The sequence below is a fragment of the Myroides sp. TSA_177.3 genome (genome assembly GCF_052691955.1).
In genome coordinates, this window is the sequence record NZ_JBQZGD010000013.1 from 1 (window position 1) to 23,375 (window position 23,375).

At 35.1% G+C, this 23,375-nt stretch carries 19 protein-coding genes; 11 read left to right on the forward strand and 8 right to left on the reverse strand.

The annotated features are described in order from the left end of the window. Nucleotides 1-509: 509 nt before the first annotated feature. The 3 genes from ACUTSE_RS12390 to ACUTSE_RS12400 all read right to left on the reverse strand — a co-directional run bounded on the left by ACUTSE_RS12390 (nt 510) and on the right by ACUTSE_RS12400 (nt 7,371). Nucleotides 510-1,133, reverse strand: coding sequence for a hypothetical protein (locus ACUTSE_RS12390; RefSeq protein ID WP_445640442.1), 624 nt, complete (start codon nt 1,131-1,133; stop codon nt 510-512). Between the two features lie 130 nt (nt 1,134-1,263). Beyond that, complete coding sequence (locus tag ACUTSE_RS12395) at nt 1,264-1,881, reverse strand: hypothetical protein (RefSeq protein WP_002985835.1); 618 nt, start codon at nt 1,879-1,881, stop codon at nt 1,264-1,266. 1,077 nt (nt 1,882-2,958) lie between these two features. Beyond that, nucleotides 2,959-7,371, reverse strand: a complete 4,413-nt coding sequence (locus ACUTSE_RS12400; RefSeq protein ID WP_445640443.1) for a translocation/assembly module TamB domain-containing protein — start codon at nt 7,369-7,371, stop codon at nt 2,959-2,961. 210 nt (nt 7,372-7,581) lie between these two features. Between ACUTSE_RS12400 and tsaD the strand changes: the two genes are divergently transcribed. The 4 genes from tsaD to ACUTSE_RS12420 are packed head-to-tail and all read left to right on the forward strand — an operon-like array spanning nt 7,582 to nt 11,602. Further along, the gene (gene tsaD, locus ACUTSE_RS12405) at nt 7,582-8,604 is read left to right on the forward strand and encodes a tRNA (adenosine(37)-N6)-threonylcarbamoyltransferase complex transferase subunit TsaD (protein WP_115090782.1); all 1,023 of its coding nucleotides are present in this window, start codon (nt 7,582-7,584) and stop codon (nt 8,602-8,604) included. Between the two features lie 11 nt (nt 8,605-8,615). Further along, nucleotides 8,616-9,323 carry a 16S rRNA (uracil(1498)-N(3))-methyltransferase gene (locus ACUTSE_RS12410; protein ID WP_002985843.1) on the forward strand — a complete coding sequence of 236 codons (708 nt, stop codon included), beginning with the start codon at nt 8,616-8,618 and terminating at the stop codon, nt 9,321-9,323. A gap of 8 nt (nt 9,324-9,331) precedes the next feature. Then, the gene (locus ACUTSE_RS12415; RefSeq protein ID WP_445640444.1) at nt 9,332-10,423 is read left to right on the forward strand and encodes an AI-2E family transporter; all 1,092 of its coding nucleotides are present in this window, start codon (nt 9,332-9,334) and stop codon (nt 10,421-10,423) included. Next, nucleotides 10,424-11,602: a class I SAM-dependent methyltransferase gene (locus ACUTSE_RS12420; RefSeq protein ID WP_445640445.1), complete on the forward strand. Its 1,179-nt coding sequence runs from the start codon at nt 10,424-10,426 to the stop codon at nt 11,600-11,602. Between the two features lie 12 nt (nt 11,603-11,614). Here the strand turns inward: ACUTSE_RS12420 and ACUTSE_RS12425 are convergent, their stop codons facing one another. Then, nucleotides 11,615-12,175 (reverse strand): hypothetical protein, encoded by a 561-nt coding sequence (locus ACUTSE_RS12425; protein ID WP_445640446.1) that lies wholly within the window; start codon nt 12,173-12,175, stop codon nt 11,615-11,617. 500 nt (nt 12,176-12,675) lie between these two features. Between ACUTSE_RS12425 and ACUTSE_RS12430 the strand changes: the two genes are divergently transcribed. After that, nucleotides 12,676-13,263 (forward strand): thioredoxin family protein, encoded by a 588-nt coding sequence (locus ACUTSE_RS12430; RefSeq protein ID WP_230847997.1) that lies wholly within the window; start codon nt 12,676-12,678, stop codon nt 13,261-13,263. Between the two features lie 77 nt (nt 13,264-13,340). On the opposite strand, the gene ACUTSE_RS12435 is transcribed toward ACUTSE_RS12430, so the two are convergent. Continuing rightward, nucleotides 13,341-13,835 carry a hypothetical protein gene (locus ACUTSE_RS12435; RefSeq protein WP_445640447.1) on the reverse strand — a complete coding sequence of 165 codons (495 nt, stop codon included), beginning with the start codon at nt 13,833-13,835 and terminating at the stop codon, nt 13,341-13,343. Between the two features lie 332 nt (nt 13,836-14,167). On the opposite strand from ACUTSE_RS12435, the gene ACUTSE_RS12440 reads away from it, so the two are divergent. Next, nucleotides 14,168-14,404, forward strand: coding sequence for a Sec-independent protein translocase subunit TatA/TatB (locus tag ACUTSE_RS12440; RefSeq protein ID WP_002985853.1), 237 nt, complete (start codon nt 14,168-14,170; stop codon nt 14,402-14,404). A 55-nt stretch (nt 14,405-14,459) separates the two neighbouring features. On the opposite strand, the gene ACUTSE_RS12445 is transcribed toward ACUTSE_RS12440, so the two are convergent. Then, the gene (locus ACUTSE_RS12445; protein ID WP_445640448.1) at nt 14,460-14,840 is read right to left on the reverse strand and encodes a hypothetical protein; all 381 of its coding nucleotides are present in this window, start codon (nt 14,838-14,840) and stop codon (nt 14,460-14,462) included. Between the two features lie 180 nt (nt 14,841-15,020). Here ACUTSE_RS12445 and ACUTSE_RS12450 point away from each other — a divergent pair, with 180 nt between their 5' ends. Beyond that, complete coding sequence (locus ACUTSE_RS12450; protein ID WP_445640449.1) at nt 15,021-16,424, forward strand: aminotransferase-like domain-containing protein; 1,404 nt, start codon at nt 15,021-15,023, stop codon at nt 16,422-16,424. Nucleotides 16,425-16,508: 84 nt separating this feature from the next. Continuing rightward, nucleotides 16,509-17,018 carry a hypothetical protein gene (locus ACUTSE_RS12455; protein WP_445640450.1) on the forward strand — a complete coding sequence of 170 codons (510 nt, stop codon included), beginning with the start codon at nt 16,509-16,511 and terminating at the stop codon, nt 17,016-17,018. Nucleotides 17,019-17,107: 89 nt separating this feature from the next. On the opposite strand, the gene ACUTSE_RS12460 is transcribed toward ACUTSE_RS12455, so the two are convergent. Together ACUTSE_RS12460 and ACUTSE_RS12465 are read right to left on the reverse strand one after the other, a co-directional pair. Next, nucleotides 17,108-18,091 carry an aldo/keto reductase gene (locus ACUTSE_RS12460; RefSeq protein ID WP_445640451.1) on the reverse strand — a complete coding sequence of 328 codons (984 nt, stop codon included), beginning with the start codon at nt 18,089-18,091 and terminating at the stop codon, nt 17,108-17,110. Between the two features lie 203 nt (nt 18,092-18,294). Then, nucleotides 18,295-18,846: a DNA-3-methyladenine glycosylase I gene (locus tag ACUTSE_RS12465; RefSeq protein ID WP_445640452.1), complete on the reverse strand. Its 552-nt coding sequence runs from the start codon at nt 18,844-18,846 to the stop codon at nt 18,295-18,297. Between the two features lie 297 nt (nt 18,847-19,143). Between ACUTSE_RS12465 and ACUTSE_RS12470 the strand changes: the two genes are divergently transcribed. The 3 genes from ACUTSE_RS12470 to ACUTSE_RS12480 all read left to right on the forward strand — a co-directional run bounded on the left by ACUTSE_RS12470 (nt 19,144) and on the right by ACUTSE_RS12480 (nt 23,284). Next, entirely contained in the window at nt 19,144-19,599 is a 456-nt protein-coding gene (locus ACUTSE_RS12470) for an HAD domain-containing protein (protein ID WP_445640453.1), read from the forward strand. 161 nt (nt 19,600-19,760) lie between these two features. Continuing rightward, entirely contained in the window at nt 19,761-21,320 is a 1,560-nt protein-coding gene (locus ACUTSE_RS12475) for an NAD(P)/FAD-dependent oxidoreductase (protein ID WP_445640454.1), read from the forward strand. A 407-nt stretch (nt 21,321-21,727) separates the two neighbouring features. Continuing rightward, nucleotides 21,728-23,284, forward strand: coding sequence for a hypothetical protein (locus ACUTSE_RS12480; protein ID WP_445640455.1), 1,557 nt, complete (start codon nt 21,728-21,730; stop codon nt 23,282-23,284). The last annotated feature ends 91 nt before the right edge of the window (nt 23,285-23,375 follow it).

Genomic DNA, 23,375 nt, shown 5'->3' on the forward strand with positions numbered 1-23,375 from the left:
ACAGCTCTCCTCACGCAGTGCACCGAATACCAAAACAAATAAAATCATTAATGAGGTAAATGGTAGGTAACCATAGTAATGCGTCGGCACTCCATTGATGTCTGTAAGGTAAGAAGAATTCTCTCTCATGAAGCCAAAATAAATACATACAATCTTTTAATTTTCATTTGGCTGTTTTTATTCTTTGCAATTGTAGTCTTTAGTTTAATGTAAAAAGTAGTGTTTCAAACCACATTGTTTATTGACACTGTCGTAGCCTTCGACTCACTGCGTTCCTCTTTACTGCTCCACCGACGATAAATATAGTGGACAGTTTACAGCGAACAGTTTTACTTCTCTCTTATAATAAATAGTTGTCCAAAACCCAACTATTTTTTTTGATTTACTGTGTACTATCCTTATTCTCTTTATATTGAAAATCCACCTTTATCCGTTAACAGTAAACTGTCAACTAAAAAACCCCAACGATCCGATTTGGAAGGTTGGGGTGATATATTGAGAATCAGAAATTAATAAAATCTTTTCTTCCTTATTGTAAAGCATTTCTTTTCTACTTCATTGCTGTTTTTTAGATCAAAATAAAACATATCAAAATCAATTGTTATTTTCTTATTAGGTGAATCAATTACAATCCTTTTTGTAGCAGCAACATCATGCTTTAATTTAACTACTAAACCTCCATCTCTTTCATATTTAAAAACGAATTGTAACGTATCTCCTATACCAAACGGATAGTTAAAAGAGGTATCTCCTCCCTGTAGATTTCCTAATAAAGTTTCTATATCATTCTTCTTCACATAAACATCTATATTCTCATAAGTGACTTTATTGACTTCCGTATGAACAAATATATTATTCTCTGCTTGATCATTCGCTTCATCAAAAACATTAGGTAAGTTCATTCTATCTATTAAGTCATATATACATAATTTTCCTTTTTTATTAAGTTGATATTTTCCCATAATCAACCCATTACTAACAAAATGAAAAACATCCTGAAGTACAAAAGTTGAATCTTTATCCAATAACAGTAACTTATTACCATTTCTCTCATAATATCTATTATAACTCAATTCTTTTTTGGGAGTACAACTATAAAGTAATACAACCATTATAAAGCATATTCTTTTCATTAGTCAAGATTTTTATTGGGATAGTTCCTTTGTCCATTTTTATCTATGTTAAAAAATCTTTTAATCCAAATCTAGAAGGTTTTGGGTAGTGTTACTTTTTTATCCCTAAAACTATAGATACATGGGAATATTAATCTAACAAGCTAAATAATTTTTTGTTATTAAATAATTTTATATCAAAATCGTAATTATTAATTCTATTAGTATAATAAACAAGGTTTTGCTCATTATCTATCATTTTTTTTATTTTATCTACGTAAATATCTAAATGTGATATCTTATATAAAATTAGCAACGATAGAATTTTTATGTTATCACTATGTTTACTATCAACAATTAATTCTAAAGATTCAAAAATTTCTTCTATATAGTAATATTTAATATTTTCTGATAAATATTGTAATGCGGATAATATAACAAAATGTTCTTTTTTATCACTCTGTTTAACCAAATTAATAATAATCGTATAGTCTAAATTAAGTCCATATAAAATTGAGAAATCTATTAAATCGGAAACATACTCTCTATTATCATTATACAGCAATGTATTTATTTTTTTCTCGATAATTTTTAAATTACTTCTTGAAAAACCATTAAAATTCCCCAAAAAAGCACTAATAAGTTCTTTCTCCTCTATTGTAAATAATAGGATAATATCTTGGTTTACAATTTTCTCTTGACTTAAAGCTAGTTCTAAAATACCTTTATATCCTTCTTCAAAAGTTAAATTTATGTATGATTCAAACATTTCTATTTCTTTTTTTGCCTTTACTCTTACGTGAATGTTGCTCTCCCGTATTCTTTAAATGTCTCTTCAATTTCTGCATTTCAGCTTTAGAGAATGGTATGATATCCAACAAGCTTCTCCGCTAACGATTCCACACTCTTCCAACTCTACTCCTCTTTTTCCGCGAACTCAACTCATTATCAAAGGGTCAACTGTCCTTATAAAAATAAAGTTTATTACGATTGAAAAAATATTTATTTAAAAGATTAGAGATTTTTTAAAAAATTATTGGTCAGCATGAACTGCAAAAGCAATTTCTTTCACTGAAACGGCTAAAAAATAGTGGACACCCAGAAGTATCTTTGGGTTATTTAGTAGGTGATAATACTTCGTGAACAGTCATTGAAAAAACTAGAAGATATCAAGTCTTGGGGAGAACTAGAAGAACGCAAAAACAAATCCTTTATGATCTAATTGATACTTATATAAAAGACAAAATCGTGTGAAACATATAGCTTATAAATAAGCGCCCCTCCATACATCCTACAAAACTAAAAAGGAAAATAAAAAACAACCTTTATATTAATTACTAATTATAGTTACTATTTGGAATATTAAAACCATTATATATATCACATAATCAACCCCAATACTAAACCACTTTAAAAACAACTCGTCTTTTTCTCTATTAAACGTTGATGTAACCCAAATAGCTACCTCCTTTGCAAATCTAGAAACAATTAAAGTCATACTAAAACCAATTAATATGTAAAATACTTCGTTAGAAATAGCCAATCCAAAAGGATTCAAAAAATGAATGATAGTAAAGAAAAACAAAAATACAGTAAGCAAAAATAATCTTCTTCTTCTCAATCTAATTTTTTTTACTAGAACGCTAAAAAACATAAGATCCAAAACGATAAAAAAAATAATATAAAATAATTTCACTTCTCTCTTTTTTTCTTTGCACTATATATTTTTTGCTGCTCCTCGGTAAACATAAAGTCAATCTTTACCCTAGCACATAAGTCAATATAAGCCCTACCAGTTACTTAAAACTCTTTACTAAATTATATATAATCATTCCTTTACTCTCACCTACTGCCCCGAAGGCGTATTTCCACTTTTGCGTCTTGTTTCATAAAAGCGGATAAACTCCTGACTGTAATCTGAATCTGGCAGGTCTTCGGCTCTATTGTTGGAAGATTCTTTTTCTTCTTTTTTCTTCTTCTTTTTCTCGGACTGATTTAAAAACTTCGCGATTAACTCTTTCAACGTATCAAAATCCACCTCATAGGACAATCCTACCCCTTGTGTATAACCGATTCCTTCCCCAATATAATTGATGTCATTCTCTCGGTTAAAGAAGCGTGCATTTAGCGTTCCTTCTTCATTGATACGCAACAATACTTCAACGTCACCAACAATAACCGATTGCTCTACTCCACCGACAGGCACTCCTAATTTTCCATTTACAGAGATGCGATCATTCACTTTCGTGGTAAAAGTTACCCCTAATCGTCCTTCTGTTTGCGTATACGGATTTCGCTCTCCTTGCGCATAGTTTAGTCCTACTTTAAACTTATCATCTACATCCGAGAACAAGTCGTCAAAAATACTACTTGCGCGCTCAAATAAACTTCCTGCTAAAGCAGATGAAGAGTTATCAGAGGAGAAGAAAGACCCCGTTGCTAATAGAGCCATGGCTTGTCTTTCACGTGTATCGCGATCACTCAATTTATAGTCCAACTCCGATTTTACAACCGAACTCACCGTTGGAAAATTAATATCAAAATCTACTTCTGGATTACTTAAACTTCCATTCAATACAATAGCCACATCCGTAGGTACTTTTCTATTGATAATCGAGTTATCAATAATTACACTTGGATTAGCTTCCGTATGGTAAATGGCTTGAAGGTCCAAAATAGCATTCATCGGGTTGCCATCCCAGCGAATTGTTCCATATTTCTTCACGACAAATTTCTTGTCGATCAATCCACCATATTTAAAATTATATTCTCCTTCATACGCCTGGAAATCCCCCCACATATTGAACTTACCAAGTGTATTGATTTCCATGGTAATAAATCCAGCACCTTTTCCACGCATGGCATGTCCAGACTCTCGATCGAGGATAATTTCAATTTCCGCATCGGGTGTTACATAAAACTCAAAATCCAATTCAATTCCACTGTTGCGGTATTTATATGGATCGTAATCATTTCCTGTTAAACGCAATTTCTTTTCTTGAGGCGACAAGAAATGGATAAAGTTATTTTCGCCTGTACTTTGTGCCTCCTTCAACGGAATCTTAATCGATGTCCCTTTATTCGAAGTCGCATTAATATTGATGCTCAACATTTCAATAGGCCCTACAATGTCTGCTTTTCCATTGATATAAGCAGTTCCATAGTATAAACTTCCTTCTGTATATTGGGTATCCAAAGCCAATAAATTCGTAGACGAAAGCGATAGATTCATCACCCAATCCTTAAACATCTTATGGGATACATTTCCATCGACCAATCCCCTTGTCTTGTATTTGGTATCAGTTAATCCTGCCTTGCGGAGGATGAATTGTTTCGTTGTAATATCCAATGGGGTTTCTTGATCAAAAGCATAGCTTACCCCTGTAAACTTCGATTTGAATTTGGTATCATTCAAGTACAAACGTCCATTGACATCTGGATTTTTTGCAGTTCCCAAGAAGGAAATCTTACCAAAAGCAGTTCCTGTCATATCACTAGCCACACTACTTAAAAATGGTGCAATCGTAGCCAATGGGAAATCCGTTAACCCAGACTCTAAATTGAAATGGGTCTGTTTATTGATCACATCGACATCTCCATTCAAATAAAATCGCTCCTTTTCTTCATCATCCATCAAACTAGATTGAACGGTAAACTTCTCTAATCGCTTATCTCCATCCACTTTGAAGAACATATCCCCTAAGTATATTTTATTAATCAGCAGCGAATCGATGACAATATTCGCCTGGGGATGATACACATCCTTCATTTGGGAGAAATTCACCTCTCCATCAATTTTACCGCCAAAAGATAGATTTTCAATATCAGGTGTAATCTTATTTAAATCTACATTGCCAAAAGATAAATTCAGCTTTTTGTATGTAGAATCTCGCATTACTCCACTTAAATTCACCATTTGCTTGTTGTGAGAAATAGCGAGAGAATCAATGGTAAAGTCCATCAATTTTTTATTGAACACCAACTTATTGGCTTTGTCGTTATTCTCGTTGATACTCCATTGGAAATCTTTGAAGAACACCTCTGATTTCTTGAATCCCACCACAGAGAGTTTCTCCTCGTTAATGGTGTGATACAAGTTCAATTCGTATTTATCTTTTAAGTTTTTACCTCCTTTAAATTCTGAACGCACAAATAACGTATCATTATGCGTTAAATTCAGCAAGTTAAAATCAGAAATATCATAGAAATTAGTATGCACACTATCAATAGAAACATACGTATTATAAATGGGATTGGAATTATTGACATTCAATAAGATATTGAAGAATTCCACGCCACTCACGGCAATACTCGGCGAATCGAAATTAAGTTTAAACAAATTCTCATCGCTGTCAATTTCTCCATCTACGTGCGTACGTTCGTTTAGGGTTAATTGGGGCAAGAAAACCTCAATTAAGCGATTGTGTACCGTAATATCAAAATCAACATATTGTCCTTTTTTTGTTTTATACGGAGAGTAATTGGTATACAAACTACCCAATGCATTTGTAAACAACATCTTGGATTCACCAAACAAGAATTTCCCTTTGATGTATCCCTGAATAGCTTCTTTTGAATTTAATTTCAACAAACGCTCACCGCCTTCTGTGAAACTAGATTCAATAGAAAACTCTTCAAATACATAATGATCTTTACTGTTGTCATAAATCGCATTATTAACTTTAAATACACCTTCTAAATCCTCAATATTATTCCCTTTGGCTTTAAATTCAAAATCACCTGTAAACTTAGATAACGTATCGTTAACGAAACCTAATGCATATAAATCCGCATAATCAATCTGCGCAACAAAATCGTAATTCTTTTCTTTAGTACTTAGGTCAATCGTCCCGTTAAAATCGAGTTTCACATTCGGATCTGCACTGTGTAATAACCCGCGATAGTATGGCATTTTCATTAATCCATCCACGGCCAATTGGGTGTATTTATACTTACCAAAAACAAAAGAGAATACATCCCCTTTTACAGAAGTATTCAACGATTTTTGATTAAACCCATGCCCATCTACATATAAATCAAAAGACGTTAATCCAAACTGTTCATTGTGGATAAAATGACCTAAATCAAAGTGATCCAATTTAATATTTCCTTTGTATGTAGCGTGATCCGGATCATTCAGCTGTTGAATGGCAATTTTAGCATTTCCTTTTCCGATAGCCGTTACTAATTCAATATCCGTATCTAAGGTTCGCTTCGTTAACTCAATATTTCCTATGATATTTACCAATCCTAAGCCATCCAATTCCGTTGGTAAAGATTTACCTAACAGATCTGGCATTAAAGCAACTAAGTTATAGCGTGTAGTTTGTAAACGCGATAAATCGGCACGCATCCAAAAAGGTTCATGATCATCAAATACATTGCGGAATGCAAATTTCCCAATAATCTGCGAATTGTTTTCATCTACTAAATTGGCTCCTTCAAGAACAAAGTCATTCATTACCCCTTTCATATATCCTTTGAAGAATACTTCTTTATTAGAAGCAAACTCATGGGCGAATACATTGATATCAGAAGAATTTAATTTGGCTTTTTTAATCTCAAAATCCCACTTCACCTTATCGACAAAATACTTCATATCGCCAGGTTCAAACGTCAATTTCAGGTTTCCTTCAATATCCGATTGATCCGTGACTAATTTCATGTCTTTTAGTCCAATACTCGTTTTGGTATGGGAAAAATCTGCGGTTAAGTTTTGTACGTTCATTCCCCAGTGATCGAGGAAGCTCACGTTTTTCACAGTTCCGTATATTTCAGGTCCTTTGATTAAAAAGTTATCCACTTGACCTTGCAACTTTCTGAAATCAACCGCTACTTTTACTTTCGTATTGTCGTCCGAAATAATTAACTGTGAATTTTTAATAAATATGCGAGAAGCTTTTAGTCGGAACTTCCCTTCTCCAGGTTGTCCATCATCAAAAACAGCAATAAGCTCATCTAGATTCGTTAGTTCTGCGCCTTCGTACTTGTGAATATTCATATACAAGCCATTGATTCGGGTTGTTCCCAAATACACCTTTCCTTGCTGCAAAGCATTTAGGTCAGCCAAACGCGTTTGAAGATGATCAATTCCGATTAATATATTTTCGTGGTTGTCTCTTGCTTCTACCCCTTTGAGGTGAATCACTCCAAAAACATCAATAGATAAACGGTCAATGTAAAAATCCGTACCGAATTTTTCATTCACTTTTTCCGTTACATAGCGTGCTAAATAGCTTTGCACAATTGGCAACATCATGGATCCCACTGCTAAAATCAGCAAGCAGAACAGAGCCAAAAGCAGGCGAAAAACTATTTTTTTAAATTTTTTGATAACTATTAATGTTTTAAATTTGCCCCTAAAATCTACTTTTTTTAAATACCTACGTACAATCAACAAATTTAATTAATTTTTAGGAGTGATTGACTAAAAAAAGAAGATATAAATTAGCATTAAATTAAATTATACATGTCCACAAAACCCACCTATATATTAGCGATTGAAAGTTCTTGTGATGATACCGCAGCTGCAGTTTTAGCAGACAACAAAGTATTGTCTAATGTCGTGGCTCGTCAAGAGATACACGAAGAATACGGTGGTGTTGTTCCAGAATTAGCCTCAAGAGCACACCAACAAAATATCGTACCGGTTGTTGATATTGCCTTAAAGAAAGCGGGAATTACGAAAGAAGAATTGCAGGGAATTGCCTTTACACAGGGTCCTGGATTAATGGGTTCACTTTTAGTTGGCGGATCTTTTGCTAAATCTTTGGCTTTGGCTTTGGATATTCCTTTGATTGCAGTGAATCACATGCATGCTCATATTCTTTGTCATTTTATTGATGAAAGCGGATATGATCAGCCTACTTTTCCTTTTCTAGCTTTGACAATTTCAGGTGGACATACTCAAATTGTACAAGTGAATAGTTTCTTTGATTTAAAAGTATTGGGAGAAACAACAGATGATGCCGTGGGTGAAGCCTTTGATAAATCAGCTAAAATTCTTGGTTTTCCTTATCCTGGCGGGCCTTTGATTGACAAATATGCCAAGGAAGGGAACCCTAAAGCGTATCCTTTTACAAAACCAAAAGTGGAGGGATTAAACTTTAGTTTTAGTGGTTTAAAAACACAGTTTTTATATTTTATTCAGAAACAAGTAGCTGAAAATCCAAACTTTATAGAAGAAAACAAAGCAGACATTTGTGCTTCAATTCAACATACGATTATCAAAATATTGATGGATAAGCTCAAGTTAGCCGTTGAACTAACTGGTATTACTCAAATTGCAATTGGCGGTGGTGTATCGGCTAATTCAGGTATACGCGCAACTTTAAAAGAAGCCGAACAAAAATACAAGTGGAAAACATATATTCCCAAATTTGAATATACAACGGACAATGCAGCCATGATTGGTATTGTAGGGTACTATCGTTATAGAGAATCTCTTTTTGCAGATTCTTCTGTTGTATCCAAAGCTAGAATTGAATTTTAAGGTTTTACATTATGCAGTTATTTTACGCTCCCGCTATCGATAAAGAACAGTCGACTTTCACTTTTGACAAAGATGAAAGCAAACACATTATACGCGTTTTACGCAAAAAAGAAGGGGATATTCTCTTCGTGACCAATGGTCGTGGAACCTTATTTGAAACTAGAATTTCATTAGCCTCAGACCGCAGTTGTTTAACTGATATTGTAGGTTATACAGATAAAGAACAGACGCCTTTTCGCTTGCATTTGGCAGTTGCACCGACTAAAATGAACGAGCGTTATGAGTGGTTTCTAGAAAAAGCAACCGAAATCGGTATTCATGAGATTACGCCTATTATTTGTGATCATTCGGAACGCAAAGTAGTTAAAACAGAACGATTTGAAAAAATCATTCAATCGGCAATGAAGCAATCCCTTCAACTGCATTTACCTCAGTTGAATGAACCGATTACCTTAAAAGAATTTTTAAAACAAGACCATCAAGGTGCTTTATACATTGCGCATTGTGAAGATGACCAAACGAAAGAGCTCCTAAAAAACAAGATTCAACCGCAAGAAAATTACCTCTTATTGGTTGGACCTGAAGGGGATTTTTCTCCTGTTGAAATTAAAATAGCTTTAGAAAAAGGTTTTAAACCTGTATCTTTAGGACATACAAGATTGAGAACAGAAACAGCTGCTCTTGTTGCTTGTCATAGTTTTGTATTCGCTAACGAATAAATCATTGCATGTTGAAATCTAAAGAAATTTCCAAAGGTATTGTTCAAGCCGTTCTTATTTTAAGTGGAATTGCATTAAGTGCGGGGTTGTTGTATCAAATTCGCACCTTGTTTATTTATATTGCCTTAGCTTTTGTCTTAGCCTTAATAGGCAAGCCTTTAGTTGATTTTCTCTATAAAAAATGTAAGCTAAAAAAGATGTTTGCCATCAGTATTACGATGGGCTTCTTTATAGCCGTTTTTATCGGATTTTCTTTTATGTTTGTGCCTTTATTTACTACACAAGCACAGAATTTATCTGTATTAAATACTGCGCATTTACAAGAGGATTTTAATGGTTTAATCCTAAAAATTGACGCTTACCTCGATGCCAAAGGAATCAGCTTGGATAAAATTGTCGAAGAATCTCACCTGAAATCGCAATTCAATCTGGATTTTGTACCTAATTTACTCAATACCCTCATCAGCATGTTGAGCGATATTGGTATTGGACTATTTTCTGTTCTTTTTATTGCTTTTTTCTTCCTAAAAGATCAAGTTGTACTAGAATATCAATTTAAAAAATTGTTTTCCAAAAAGCACGAAAACAAGGTTTTAAACTCTATCAATAAGATTAACAACCTATTGTCCCGTTATTTCTTAGGACTTTGTGTTCAGATGTTCGTCATCTATATTCTTTGCCTCACGGTATTGTTGATTTTTGGTGTAAAAGGGGCAGCTACTATTGCCTTTTTGTGTGCCATCCTCAATATTATTCCTTATATCGGACCATTAATTGGAAATATTCTAGCGGTTGTATTTACCATGCTAACCTACATAGGCGATGATTTTATCGCAATTACCTTACCAAAAGCTATATCTGTAATGATTGGTTTTTTAATCGTTCAATTGATTGATAACGTAGTAAATCAACCGTTGATTTTCTCTAATAGTGTGAAATCACATCCATTGGAAATTTTCGTTGTCATCTTAGCTAGTGGTATGTTTAGTGGAATTTTCGGTATGATTGCCGCTGTTCCTTTATACACTTGCTTAAAAGTTATTGGTAAAGAGTTTTTCCCAAATGTTCGATTTATTCAAGTACTCACCAAAAAGTTATAAGTGGATATTCATCTTATCGTACAACCCGAAGTTCAAGCGTATCTTAAAGAGCACAGTCAAGCTACTTTAACGGATTTGGCGTTCAAAAAAAGTCCATTTCCAGCTATTCCCATGTCTGATTTATTGACGCAGATTGAGAGTAAGCAAAAGTCTAAACACAAGTTGTCTAAGTGGTATACCACCGATTGCATCGTATTTCCACCCAAATTATCTATTGAGCAAACGTCTTCAGAAGAATGTGCTGCCTATAAAGCTTCTTTAGTGGAAGGCAATACGCTGATTGATTTAACGGGGGGATTTGGAATTGATTGCTACTATTTTGCTCAACGTATTAAACAGGTTACCCATTGTGAAATACAGCCTGAATTAAGTGCTGTTGTGCAACATAATTACCAACAGCTTCAACAGACCAATATCACTTGTATTGCAGGAGATAGCTTAGACTATCTAGCCAATAGTAATCAACAGTTCGATTATATTTACTTGGATCCTGCACGAAGAAATCAAAACAAAGAAAAAGTATTTTTCCTCAGCGATTGTACACCGAACATTGTTGAACATCTGGATATGCTTTTCCAACATACAGCAACAGTTTTAGTCAAAACCTCGCCTTTACTAGATATTCAAGCGGGGCTTTCTGAATTGAAACATGTCAAAGCCATTCACATTGTTGCCTTGCAAAATGAGGTCAAAGAATTACTGTGGATTATTGAAAAGGGGTATGTGGGAACCATTGTATTAACCGCAGTTAATCTCACTAAAAAAGAGCCTCAAATTACCGTTTTCGATTTATCAGATGAGTCTGTGGCTACCTATGCAGAACCGCAAACTTATTTGTATGAGCCGAATAGTGCTTTGCTCAAAACGGGAAAGTTCAATGCCATTAGCGCCTATTTTAACGTTGCTAAATTACACCAGCACAGCCAGCTATACACCAGTGAAACACTTGTGGACTTCTCGGGCAGACGCTTTAAAATAAAGCAACATTTGCCTTATAATAAAGCTACAGCCAAAGAATATTTACAACAACAAAAAGCGAATGTTACGGTGCGTAATTTCCCTATTAAAGTGGATGAACTACGCAAGAAATGGAAAATTAAAGAGGGAGGTGATACGTATATTTTCTTTACCACTACCCTATCGAATCAAAAGGTATTTTTAATTTGTGAGCCTGTCTAAAAATTGAGGGCTCTAGCTGACATTGTGAATCCAACACAATTGAGAAACACTACTCCACGTTACCTCAACGGTTGCATTTGAATCAACAGCTAATCCTGCTTGATTTGCCACTAACAAATAGCGTTGATTTTGATATACAACTTCAACCAAAGCGCGTTGTTGTGCATCATTTCGAACTAGTTTCCCAGCATGATCAGTTGCTACTACTCGACCTAAGGCTTTTAATTTGCCTTTTTGCACGCGTTTGCGATCAAAACGAGGGTATAGCAGGTGAAAAGCCCAAACAATAGGAATCAAACTTAACACCATATTCAAGAAGAAGTAAGCCACTTGACGCTTGGTCCAATCGAAATTTTCAAAGTTCCAAACAATAGCGACAACCAGTGTTAACGCAACTAATAATCCAGCAAAAGACAACGTATCTGAGATACAATGTCCTTTAGGACGTGGAAAAGCCTTAGGCGTTTGCAGTGCCTCAATACCTGGTCTTCTTTTTCCTAAAGATCGAACAGGTATAGGTTTCATCGTTCCTTGTATTCCTAACTCAATCGAATGTCTGTAAGGCTGTTTCATATTCTATTTTTTATCGTTCAAACAATAAGATTTTAAAAAAAAAGTTACAACGACAATGCAGGTTGGACCATAAATAGTAACAAATTGGGATCAATAAATAGATAAACTTTAGGTTGAGAAAATAAGAACACGTGGTTGTTAGGGTTTCTCAAAAATCGCTCAAGGTAGCATTGGTCCTTTTTTGCTATTGTTATGTTGTAACCTTTCTTTTTTGTTTTACTTCCTTTTTCTTTTTCACAGTTCGAAAGTACAACCAAAAAAACACATAAAACACAACGAATCAATTCCTTAACTATTTGATAATTCCACCTCATTCGACTAAACATTCCCTTTACATTACTGAAATATTGCCTTTTAATTGCACTTGATTTCCCTTTTTATCTCCTCCTATCTCCTCCTATCTCCTTCGCTTACAAGCTTGTTAAATAACCGTTTACAAGAGTGGCTGTTTGATTATAATTTCATTACTTTGTACGACAAAAAGCAAATATACAATCCACATGAAAAGAAAAACGCTACTTGGTTTAGTTCTACTTTCAACGGTATCTTTTATCAGTTGTAAGCAAGAGAAAAAAGCAGATCCTGTTGTTTCTCCATCGACTGAACAAACAGCTACACCACAACCAGAAACAGCGGTTGATACAGTAGCTTTGAAAAAGCAGATTGAGCAGGAGAAAGAAACATTGAGCAAACCGTATAATGAAGACGAAGATGCACAAGCAAAATTAAATGAACTCGTTGCTCAAGCGAAAAAAGAAGGAAAATACGTTTTTGTCCAAGCAGGAGGAAACTGGTGTATTTGGTGTTTGCGCTTCAATGATTTTGTGCAAAAAACACCTGAGTTGAAACAAATAGTAGATCAAAATTTTGTTTATTATCACTTGAATTACTCTCAAAAGAACAAAAATAAAGCGGTTTTCAATGCTTATGCTCCAAATGCGCGCGGTATTGGCTATCCTTTCTTTTTTGTCTTGGATGGAAATGGAGAAGTAACCAATATTATTTCTTCTGGTGAATTGGAAGAAGGGAAAGGGTACAGTCTTGAAAAAGTGAAACAAATGTTTATTGATCAAGCACCGAAAAAATAGTTAAACAGCCTCAATGATTTTTGAGGCTTTTTTTTTCAACTTAATCCTATCATTTATAATGAAATAGATAAATATTCTTATTTATTTGCCTCCTTTTGATACTGCTCCATGCATTCAAACAGCTCATTTTTAATCGTTTTTATCTGAACAAGATGAAAGGCACTATACCACATTGCTCCTAGTAAGTTGTAATGCCATTTTTGGTAAAATTTCTGAAGTTGTCTTTTAATAATATCCTCATTTCTAAGTTGATAAACAACCACATAATAACCTGATTTTAAATGTTTTATTTCTACTTTGGATACGTCTTTCCAATGTATTATTAAATTTAAACGATGATCGATAAAATAATCTTCTCTTATTTCAAGTATGGGTTTTTTCTTGTAAGCAAGATAACAGTTTCTCCATTCGCACATGAGGAAATCAAAACCAATCACGAGGTAGAGTAATAAAAATAATACGAGTAAAAAAGCTGGTTGATAGTAGATCAAAAAGTATAAACTTCCTAAATACAGCAGCGTAATGAAAAATCGGATTGTTACAATACGTTTAAAATAGAAAAAATGTACCATCAATTAAAAGATTACAGCGAAAAAACAGGTTTATCTTAGGTAAAATGCACAATCAAAGATACAATTAAATGACCATCTGCGATGCTCGGGATTAAAATTCAAAAAAATATTATTTTGGATATTAGTAGGATTTAAACAGAACAAGCTCAACTACTAAGCAGAATGAACAAAAACAGCTTTTATTTTTTCGCTCATTTGTTAATATTTTACACTTTTACAACATTAAAACCCGTTTAATCTATTTAATCCAATAATAAAGTTATGTTAAATAGCATTATCTAATTTTATACCTGATATACATTTGTTTTCCTCAACCACTAATATATTCAACCATGTTGATGACTACATTACCCTTAGGAGGAGTAGCACCATCTGAACTTATAGTTGTTGTTGCAATAGCCTTATTGTTATTCGGCGGTAAAAAAATACCCGAATTAATGAAGGGACTTGGGACAGGAATTAGGGAGTTCAAAGCTGCTACAAGAGAAACCAATGCGACTACCGCAGCTCCTAAACAGAACACTACAGATTCAGTTACTGAAACGACAAGTGAAGGAATTGAAAAGTAAACAAGAGGGTACCTTCAAGGTTGCCCTCTTTTTGTTTTTATGTTGCTGATTCGCTTTATACCACAGCACCTAAATTATAGCTAGCCTTTCCTTCTACTAAATAAGTCAACTCTTCGCAACGAATGATTTTCCCTTCTTGAAAAAGAAACTCCGCCATTACTTTATAGGTATGTGTGGACTGATCATTCAAAAGTACCTCTACCTTGTGCTTGGTAAATACACAATCTTTTCCTTCTCCTGTTTGTAGAATTTCTAAACGAATGGTATGAACAACTTCTTTCAATTTCTTGATATGCTGTTTAAATCCTTCAAAATCCAACACTGTATCATTCACTACTTGAACATACTGCGGTGAAAAGTAAGTGGTTATTAATTGTTCATCATATACCTTGTTTTCGATGATTTGATGTAACATCTCTCGTACTAATTTTTCCATTCTATCTGATTTAATTATAAAAGAACAAAGGTTCATATTTACGCAGCGTTAAGACGATAACAAATGTTATCAATTCACTTGTCAATTACTGCTAAAGTTTACTGACCCCCCCTTCAACTGTACCGATTATACCATCAAAAAAAACTATATTTGTTCTATACAGTATTTCAATATAGCACCGTGAAAAAATACAAATACGAAATCTTTACCACCAAAATAGAACGCGCGATTCAACAAGGGCATTTACAAGCTGGTGATGCCTTACCTTCTGTTCGCGAAACAAAAGCAATGTATCAACTCAGTACGAGTTCAGTTCAAAGTGGGTATGATTATCTTGTATTTAAAGGACTAGTAACGAGTATTCCTCGTTCGGGTTATGTGGTTGCCGCTCATATTCAAACTACAGCAGCGACTAAGCTTGATTTGCCAACCATACCCAAAGACGCCGTATTTACTACTAAAAAAGCCTTGACTTCCCAGCGATTAACACATACAGAACGTCCTTCTTTTCACATAGCTGCGCCAGCATCAACCTTTATCCCACAACAGCTGATTTTGAAGACGATGCAAACGGTTATTCGCGAAAAAGGCGTTTCATTACTGCAATATTACCCCAATACAGGATCTGAAGAGCTACAAGCCCTGCTAATCAAACGAGCAGCGTTGCATGGTGCAGCTTTGCAAAAAGAGGAACTAATTGTTACTGATGGCGCATTACAAGCTTTATATATTGCTTTAGCTTCTACTACCGTTCCTCATGATATTGTTGCTGTAGAAAGTCCCTGTGTATTTTCGGTATTGGAGGTATTGTCAAACTTGCGTTTACGCGCTTTAGAAATTCCCGTAAGACCTATGCATGGTTTTGACCTCGCTTATTTAAGAAAAATGTGTCAACAACACGCAGTTAAAGCAGTTGTCCTCACACCTAATTTCCATAACCCTACGGGCATTCTCATGCGCGATGAACAAAAAGAAGAACTCTACTCCCTTGGTGTACAACATCAAATTCCCATCATTGAAAATGATATCTATGGGGATTTACACTTTCAGGGTGAAAGACCGATAAATATCAAGAATTTCGACAAAAAAGGCCTTGTCATGACCTTTTCCTCCTATTCAAAGACGATTGCCCCAGGTTTGCGCTTAGGATGGTTGGCCGCAGGACAATATGCTGCACAAGCTGAGCGCCTCAAATTCTCCTTAGGAAGATCCGTCTCCCCGATTAATCAGGAAGTCATTATTCAACTCCTACAAATGCCAAGCTATGACAAACACTTGCGTATTTTTCGTCAGCAATTGGAACGTCAAGCGATGCAATTTCTCCGCACCTTCAACGCTTATTTCCCTTCCGATTTTACGCAACAAGCGCCGCAGGGTGGTTACAGTATTTGGGGACAATTACCCAATGATGTGGACGCTAAATCTTTTTACGAAACTTGTCAAACGATGGGCATAGGCTTTACCCCTGGAGAAACTTTTTCTTTTACGGATGTGTACAAACGCCACTTTAGAGCGATTTTTGCACAACGACTAACAGCTACAGATTTATCCCTGATTAAACAATTGGGAGAAGAATTGAAATAACCGATGTACTGATAGTTTTTACTGATACTGTATCGAAAAATATCAACGTTGTTCTTTTATCTTTGTATATAAAGACAAATGAACATGAGTATTATATCTAAATTTACTATAGCAACAGAAGAAGGACTTGCTGTTCTTTTTCAATTAAGAGAAGCGCAAATCAGAAATCTTTATACCTCAAGTACAGATACCGCTTCTTTGAATCAATATATCGCTCAACAACTTGACCACAAAGAAACGATACTTGAACTAAATGATTTAAGTACCCAAATGTTGACGGTATATAACAAAGAAATTCCTGCTGGTTATGTCATGATCAAGCAAGTCGATCAACCTGCAGTTTTAGCAGATAAAAAAGTAATTAATTTAGCTTCTTTTTACATCGAACCAAATCAGAACCAAGAAGAAGTCAGAGCTTCTTTATGGAACAAAACCTTATCGCTAACGCGTCAATATGATGCTATCTGGTTGGAAGTTTTACAACATGATCCTTTATTGCCTTACTACAAAGCATGGGGATTTGAAATTAGTGAAGAAAAGGTGATGCAACCTTTTGAACAACCTTCTTATCTTTTGATTCGTTGGAAAGAATAAATTCTATCCACACAATTCGCTATTTGTTCAAATAGAATATAAAAAGGGTGGTCTTTTGAACCACCCTTTATTTTTATATCCTCAATTTATTACATTTTTGCCAAAGCACGATCAATAAAATCAAGTTCATCTGCATTTAATGCAATAGTAATCGCCTGTGCATTTGCTACAGATTGCTTCGCGTTTCGCGCACCAGCTAGCGTCACGGTAATAGCAGGCTGCAAAGTAGTCCAACGCAAAACAAGTTGAGCTAAAGTAGCGCGTTTCTCTTCTGCTAGTGGTCGAATCTCTTCTAAAAAATTCTCTACTTTAGGTAAATCAAACTGAGAAAAATAGCTCGCACGATGATCACCTTCCATAAAAGCATTAGCCTTAAAATATTTCCCTGTTAATAATCCTCTTTCCATCGGGCTATAGGCAATAATACTCAAATCATGAGCTAAAGCATAAGGAACTAGTTCTTTTTCTATTCCTCTATTGAGCATACTATAGGGTACTTGATTACTCACGATCCCGACGGTATTTCTTGCTTCTTTCACTTGCTCTAGGTTGTAATTACTTACTCCTGCTGCGCGAATTTTACCTTGTTGAATCAACAATTCCATTGCTTCCATCGTCTCTGCAATAGGCGTAGTCGCATCAGGCCAATGCAATTGCAACAAATCGATATAATCTGTACCTAAACGTTTCAAGCTATCTTCCACCTCTTTTATGACGCTCGCTTTACTTGCATACTTGTAAATAGCGATGTCTTTACCTTGGTTATCCTGGCTATTCATCACAAAAGTACCTTGAGGCTTATCTAAGTCCCAACGCATACCAAACTTCGTCAATAGCTGTACTTTATCTCGTGCCAATCCTTTTATGGCCTCTCCTACAATCTCTTCACTCACCCCTTGCCCATATATAGGCGCTGTATCAATGGTGGTTACTCCTTCTTGATGGGCTGCTTGGATAGCCTCAACCGCCTCTTTGCGGTCTGTACTTCCCCACATCCATCCCCCTGCTGCCCACGCACCAAAGGTAATAGCGGAAACTTCTATAGTAGAAGTACCTAGTTTTCTAAATTCCATCTGTTTTGTATTGGTTTACTTGAATATTAAACCTTAAAATCACTACAGCTCGTATCAAGAATTGCTGTTTTCTCATTTTAAGGGCAAGCTTAAAGATAGCAAAAAAAGCCCTGCAATACAAAAATAGGTGCTAAAAAAGGAAAAGTTTAACATCAAAATTCATACTTATACCCCTGAATTACAAACAGATAATAATAAAAGTTTTATTTCTCTTTAGACCATAAAGGTTGATGTGCTAGTGCCTTAGCATAAATCGGACAAGTTTCAGTGTGTGCTCCTTTTAAGTAGCCAATACTCATCAAAAATTCATTGACAATTTCTCCTCCCGTAAAGCGAAAGTGTTTTTTAAATAACTTCCCCCATTCTTCTTTTGTTTTAGGATGATGATGCTCTAGCCATTGCTCAAATGAACCAAACTCTTGTTGAAACTGTACGATGACCTTTGCATTTTCTATAGCTGCATTAATTTTGAGGCGATTTCGAATAATTCCAGCATCTTGCATCAAACGCGCTCGATCCTCCTCTGTGTAAGCAGCTACGGCCTGAAGATCAAAATTGCTATAAGCTGTCCTAAAAGCTTCTTCCTTTTTAAGAATAGTTTCCCAGCTCAATCCAGCTTGATTGATTTCCATCAACAATCGTCCAAACAGCTCATTATCATCATGAATCGGAAAACCATAATGATTGTCATGATAATTTTTATGGAGTATTTGTCGGTCCCCAGTCAATAATTCAACGTGATCACAATAAGACATACTTTCTCTTTTTAAAATTCTGTTTCCTAGTACTCAATACTATTTTGGTACCAACAAAAATAAAACTTCCAACTGACAACTGTTTGTCAAGCACAATTAAATATTTTTTCTCCTTTGGGGTTGAGAAACTAGACACAACATTCTTCTTTTACGAAAAAACGATTGTTTTCAAAGATAACGTTACAATTGCATACTAAAAACAAAGTATAGCAGTAAAACCTAATAAAAACGTTATATTTTAGTAAGCCAAAAACAAATTTAAAAGAGACAATGAATACTGTAAATTAGATTTTTAATATGAAAGTTTTTTTAGACATCGATGGCGTCATGGTTCACGGTAATCCGCAAAAAAAAGTGGAAATTGCTGAGGATGGTTTTTACGTTTTCATGACTAAAGCCATTGCTATTTTCAATCAAATCGAAGTAGATGAAATTATTTTATCTACTTCACATCGAAATAGGTTTTCTATAGCGGAATGGTCCGCTTTATTAAAAAGCAGAGGATTGAAATTTTCTAAACTTACAAAAATGATATCTTGCAGTCCTTATACTTCAAGGAAAGAAGAAATTGAAACTCATATAGCAACTTATCATTTACTTCCAGAGGATATACTTATTCTCGATGACGATAAATCTATTTATGGTCTATCTCCACATATAAAAGAAAGAGCAATTGTTACTCGATCGTTTCTCGGCTTAACAGCATTTGATTTAGCTGATATTCAAACTATTTTACAGGTGGAAGTAAAATAGAAAAGGATACGCAAGAAATAACAAACATAATCACCGCCAAACAAGGGCATAAACAGATTTAGGCTGGAAGTATCTTTTTTTCGTTGCATTTAATTTCAAAAATTATTTTCTGTTTTTTTTAGTGTATTTTTGCGCTTTAATTTTTATTGCTTTATAAAAAAATGCCACAAGAATTACTGCTCCAAGTGCTTCCTGAAGTTGCGGCTTCTGCGGACTTATTAACGTCTTATGTTGCACAACATATTAAAAGTTCAGTTTCTGACATCCAACACATTACTATTCTAAAGAGATCGATTGATGCTAGGCAACGCATCGTCAAAATCAATTTAAAAGTACAGGTGTTTTTTACTGGAGAAGAGGTTGTACATCGACACATTGATTTTCCTGCTTACAAAAATGTAAAAGATGCCAAACGCGTTATTGTCGTTGGTGCAGGACCTGCGGGTTACTTTGCCGCACTGCAACTCATTGAGTTGGGTGTAAAACCCATTGTAATCGAAAGAGGAAAAGATGTTCGTGGACGTCGAAGAGACTTAAAAGCAATCAACATTGACCATGTTGTTCATCCTGATTCAAACTATTGTTTCGGTGAAGGTGGTGCAGGAACTTATTCTGATGGTAAATTATATACGCGTTCTAAAAAACGCGGAGACATCAACCGTATTCTAGAATTATTGGTTGCTTTTGGAGCTTCACAAGATATCTTAGTAGAAGCTCATCCCCATATTGGGACAAATAAACTACCTAAAATTATGCAAGACATGCGCCATAAGATTGAAGAATTTGGTGGTGAAGTCCTCTTTGAAAAACGCGTCACTGATTTTGTCTTAGACGGCAATGAAATGCGAGGAGTAGTACTTGAAAATGGGGATACAATTGAAGCCAATAAAGTTATTTTAGCCACAGGACACTCTGCTCGTGATATTTATGAATTATTAGATCGAAAGAATATCGTAATCGAAGCTAAACCTTTTGCTTTGGGTGTTCGTGCAGAACATCCGCAATCACTTATTGATCAAATTCAATATTCGTGCGATTATAGAGGGGAATTTCTTCCTCCTGCTCCCTACTCGATTGTAAAGCAGGTTAATGGACGTGGAATGTATTCCTTCTGTATGTGCCCTGGAGGGGTAATAGCCCCTTGTGCCACCGCTCCAGGTGAAGTAGTGACCAATGGATGGTCTCCTTCTAAGCGCGATCAAGCAACAGCAAACTCGGGTATCGTAGTTGAATTGCGACTAGAAGATTTCAAACCTTTTGAAAAATTCGGCGCATTAGCAGGAATGGAATTCCAAAAGTCCATCGAACAGCAAGCCTTTAGATTGGCCGGAGAAACACAACGCGTTCCCGCCCAACGCATGGTAGATTTTGCACAAAAGAAGGTATCAACCGCTATTCCGAAAACTTCATACCTACCTGGAACAACTGCGGTTGAACTAGGAGAAGTATTTCCTAATTTCTTAACGGACATTATGCGAGAAGGATTTCAGGAATTCGGAAAATCAATGAAAGGCTATTTTACCAATGAAGCCATTCTACATGCACCAGAAAGTAGAACCTCATCACCGGTGCGTATTCCTCGTGATGATCGCTCATTAGAACACCCACAAATCAAAGGCTTATACCCTTGTGGAGAAGGAGCTGGTTACGCCGGTGGTATTATTTCCGCTGCTATTGATGGAGAGAAATGCGCAATCCTCTGTGTAGAAAGTATGCAATAAATCTTATTTTAATAGATCAATCAAGTCCAACTGCTTTTGTAGTTGGACTTTTTTTATTGCATTTTGTCAACGCAACTTTAGGACAATCCTTTTTCTTTTAAAGAATTCACAAATCACTTTAAAAAAATTGAACCACAATTTAGATAACAAAAATTTTAATTTAATAATTTAACTATTTATAACATTCAATTTATTCACATCTTGCGAAATCGCTTCGTTTTATTATGTTAATTTATTTAGACATTAACCTTTTATTTAAAATAAAATCTAACTTGCACCAAGTAGAATTTTATAAACATCAAATATAAACACCCAAAAAGAACCAAAAAATCAAAGTATAAAATTCTTCCAACAAACAAAAATAACCCGTGTGCCTGCACACACTTTGACACTAATTCGATTTAATTATGAAAAGACTATCGTATGTAATAAACTTTGTTTTGCTTAGTAGTTTAGCAATCACCTCATGTAGTAGTGATGACCACAATTACTTAATCCCTGTAGATCCAATCGATCCAACAGTTCCTACTACCGTTGAGCATGCTAAAGGAACTTATGTAGGAAAAGTAAAAGATAGCGGAAATTTTGCTATTATTCTTACAACCAACAAAGGGGAATTTAACTTAAAATTCATCTCTAATGTAGTAAAAGAGGAAGAATTATTAGAAGCAACCTTAAAATCAGAAACGTATATTGTTACTGATACGGAAAATCTATACACCCTTTCAACAACAAGTACAATAAAAAATGGTGACGCAGTAGCTGCAATCACAAAAGGGGAATTAGTGGTAGTAAATACCAATGGTTCTTATAGCTTCAAGGGAACTTTACAAGACGAACAAGGGGAAGAATACGACATCAATTACACACAAGCCATCGATATTGAACCTATTTACGATGTAACGTATGAAGTTCAAAACGGTTGGTATTGGGGAGATAATATCTTTGATCACCCCAATGTAGCGGAATATATGACGTATTTCACTCAAGGAGATGCAAATGAATATGGGGAATTAAAAGAAGATGGAGATGGATACTATATTTCTCTTTCTTTCTTTGACGAAATGGCTCCAAAAGCATGGGAGGCAAAAGTTCCTGTAAAAACCTTTAAGGCATCTACTGGGTATGAAGTAGGCACATTTAGAGTAGGATCAAAAGAAGCGATTGAAAATGGAGATTATGATTATTCATTTGCTTCATTCCAACACAACGACCAAGCAGCTGGAATCAAAGATAAATTGTACATTTTAGATGGTGCAATCAAAGTGATGGACAACGAAAAGGGACAAGAAATTCGCTTTAATATTTTATTAGAAGATGGTACAAGACACCTAGGTAAATACATCGGAAAAGTAAAACAAGGCGATGAGTATACGATTTCAACGTTAAGAGCAGATAAAACAGTAAGCAAGCTAACACAAGGATTTTTAGAATATAAAGGCAAATCGCCAATCACAGGGAAAGATAATAACCGTTGGGACATTTATTTATATTCCGAAACGTTAACTCCTACCCCTGGAGCGTACTTCGAAGTTAATGGTATTGGAGAATGGATGCGTGTTAGACTTTTTACTGACATTAATACAACAACTGACATTCCTGTTGGAGAATATCCAATCGGAGAAGAAATTGTTGGAAATGCAGGTTTAGGTGGAGGTTCTGAAGTAGGATTAGACTGGGGAACTTGGTTCTTTGAGCAAGCGATCAACAAAGACGGGGACTTAGCAACGACAAACTACGCTCCTACGCGTACAGGAACTGTAAAAGTTGAGAAAACAGGAGATCAATATACAATCACTGTTAACGCAATCGACGACAGAGAAAACAAGATTACCGCTTCGTATACTGGAGCCTTGGAATTCGTAAACAACGCTAATAGAGCTGCTGCTAAACAAACAAAAGCTACTAAAAAATCATACAACAAAGGAAAAAAATTCGATGCTGCTAAAAACAGCAGAAAATAATTTTCTTCTCTTATACAATCAAAGCCCAATTGCTAGCAATTGGGCTTTTTTTATTTTTACACTGTTTTAAAATACTGTTATTTATCATCTT

What these genes read in the sequence shown, in the direction of transcription:
- ACUTSE_RS12440 (WP_002985853.1), top strand. Translation starts at nt 14,168, where the DNA reads ATGTTGATGACTACATTACCCTTAGGAGGAGTAGCACCATCTGAACTT.
- ACUTSE_RS12475 (WP_445640454.1), top strand. Translation starts at nt 19,761, where the DNA reads ATGCCACAAGAATTACTGCTCCAAGTGCTTCCTGAAGTTGCGGCTTCT.
- ACUTSE_RS12395 (WP_002985835.1), bottom strand. Translation starts at nt 1,881, where the DNA reads ATGTTTGAATCATACATAAATTTAACTTTTGAAGAAGGATATAAAGGT.
- ACUTSE_RS12415 (WP_445640444.1), top strand. Translation starts at nt 9,332, where the DNA reads ATGTTGAAATCTAAAGAAATTTCCAAAGGTATTGTTCAAGCCGTTCTT.
- ACUTSE_RS12455 (WP_445640450.1), top strand. Translation starts at nt 16,509, where the DNA reads ATGAGTATTATATCTAAATTTACTATAGCAACAGAAGAAGGACTTGCT.
- ACUTSE_RS12400 (WP_445640443.1), bottom strand. Translation starts at nt 7,371, where the DNA reads ATGATGTTGCCAATTGTGCAAAGCTATTTAGCACGCTATGTAACGGAA.
- ACUTSE_RS12445 (WP_445640448.1), bottom strand. Translation starts at nt 14,840, where the DNA reads ATGGAAAAATTAGTACGAGAGATGTTACATCAAATCATCGAAAACAAG.
- ACUTSE_RS12470 (WP_445640453.1), top strand. Translation starts at nt 19,144, where the DNA reads ATGAAAGTTTTTTTAGACATCGATGGCGTCATGGTTCACGGTAATCCG.
- ACUTSE_RS12390 (WP_445640442.1), bottom strand. Translation starts at nt 1,133, where the DNA reads ATGAAAAGAATATGCTTTATAATGGTTGTATTACTTTATAGTTGTACT.
- ACUTSE_RS12480 (WP_445640455.1), top strand. Translation starts at nt 21,728, where the DNA reads ATGAAAAGACTATCGTATGTAATAAACTTTGTTTTGCTTAGTAGTTTA.
- ACUTSE_RS12430 (WP_230847997.1), top strand. Translation starts at nt 12,676, where the DNA reads ATGAAAAGAAAAACGCTACTTGGTTTAGTTCTACTTTCAACGGTATCT.
- ACUTSE_RS12435 (WP_445640447.1), bottom strand. Translation starts at nt 13,835, where the DNA reads ATGGTACATTTTTTCTATTTTAAACGTATTGTAACAATCCGATTTTTC.
- ACUTSE_RS12425 (WP_445640446.1), bottom strand. Translation starts at nt 12,175, where the DNA reads ATGAAACAGCCTTACAGACATTCGATTGAGTTAGGAATACAAGGAACG.
- ACUTSE_RS12460 (WP_445640451.1), bottom strand. Translation starts at nt 18,091, where the DNA reads ATGGAATTTAGAAAACTAGGTACTTCTACTATAGAAGTTTCCGCTATT.
- tsaD (WP_115090782.1), top strand. Translation starts at nt 7,582, where the DNA reads ATGTCCACAAAACCCACCTATATATTAGCGATTGAAAGTTCTTGTGAT.
- ACUTSE_RS12410 (WP_002985843.1), top strand. Translation starts at nt 8,616, where the DNA reads ATGCAGTTATTTTACGCTCCCGCTATCGATAAAGAACAGTCGACTTTC.
- ACUTSE_RS12465 (WP_445640452.1), bottom strand. Translation starts at nt 18,846, where the DNA reads ATGTCTTATTGTGATCACGTTGAATTATTGACTGGGGACCGACAAATA.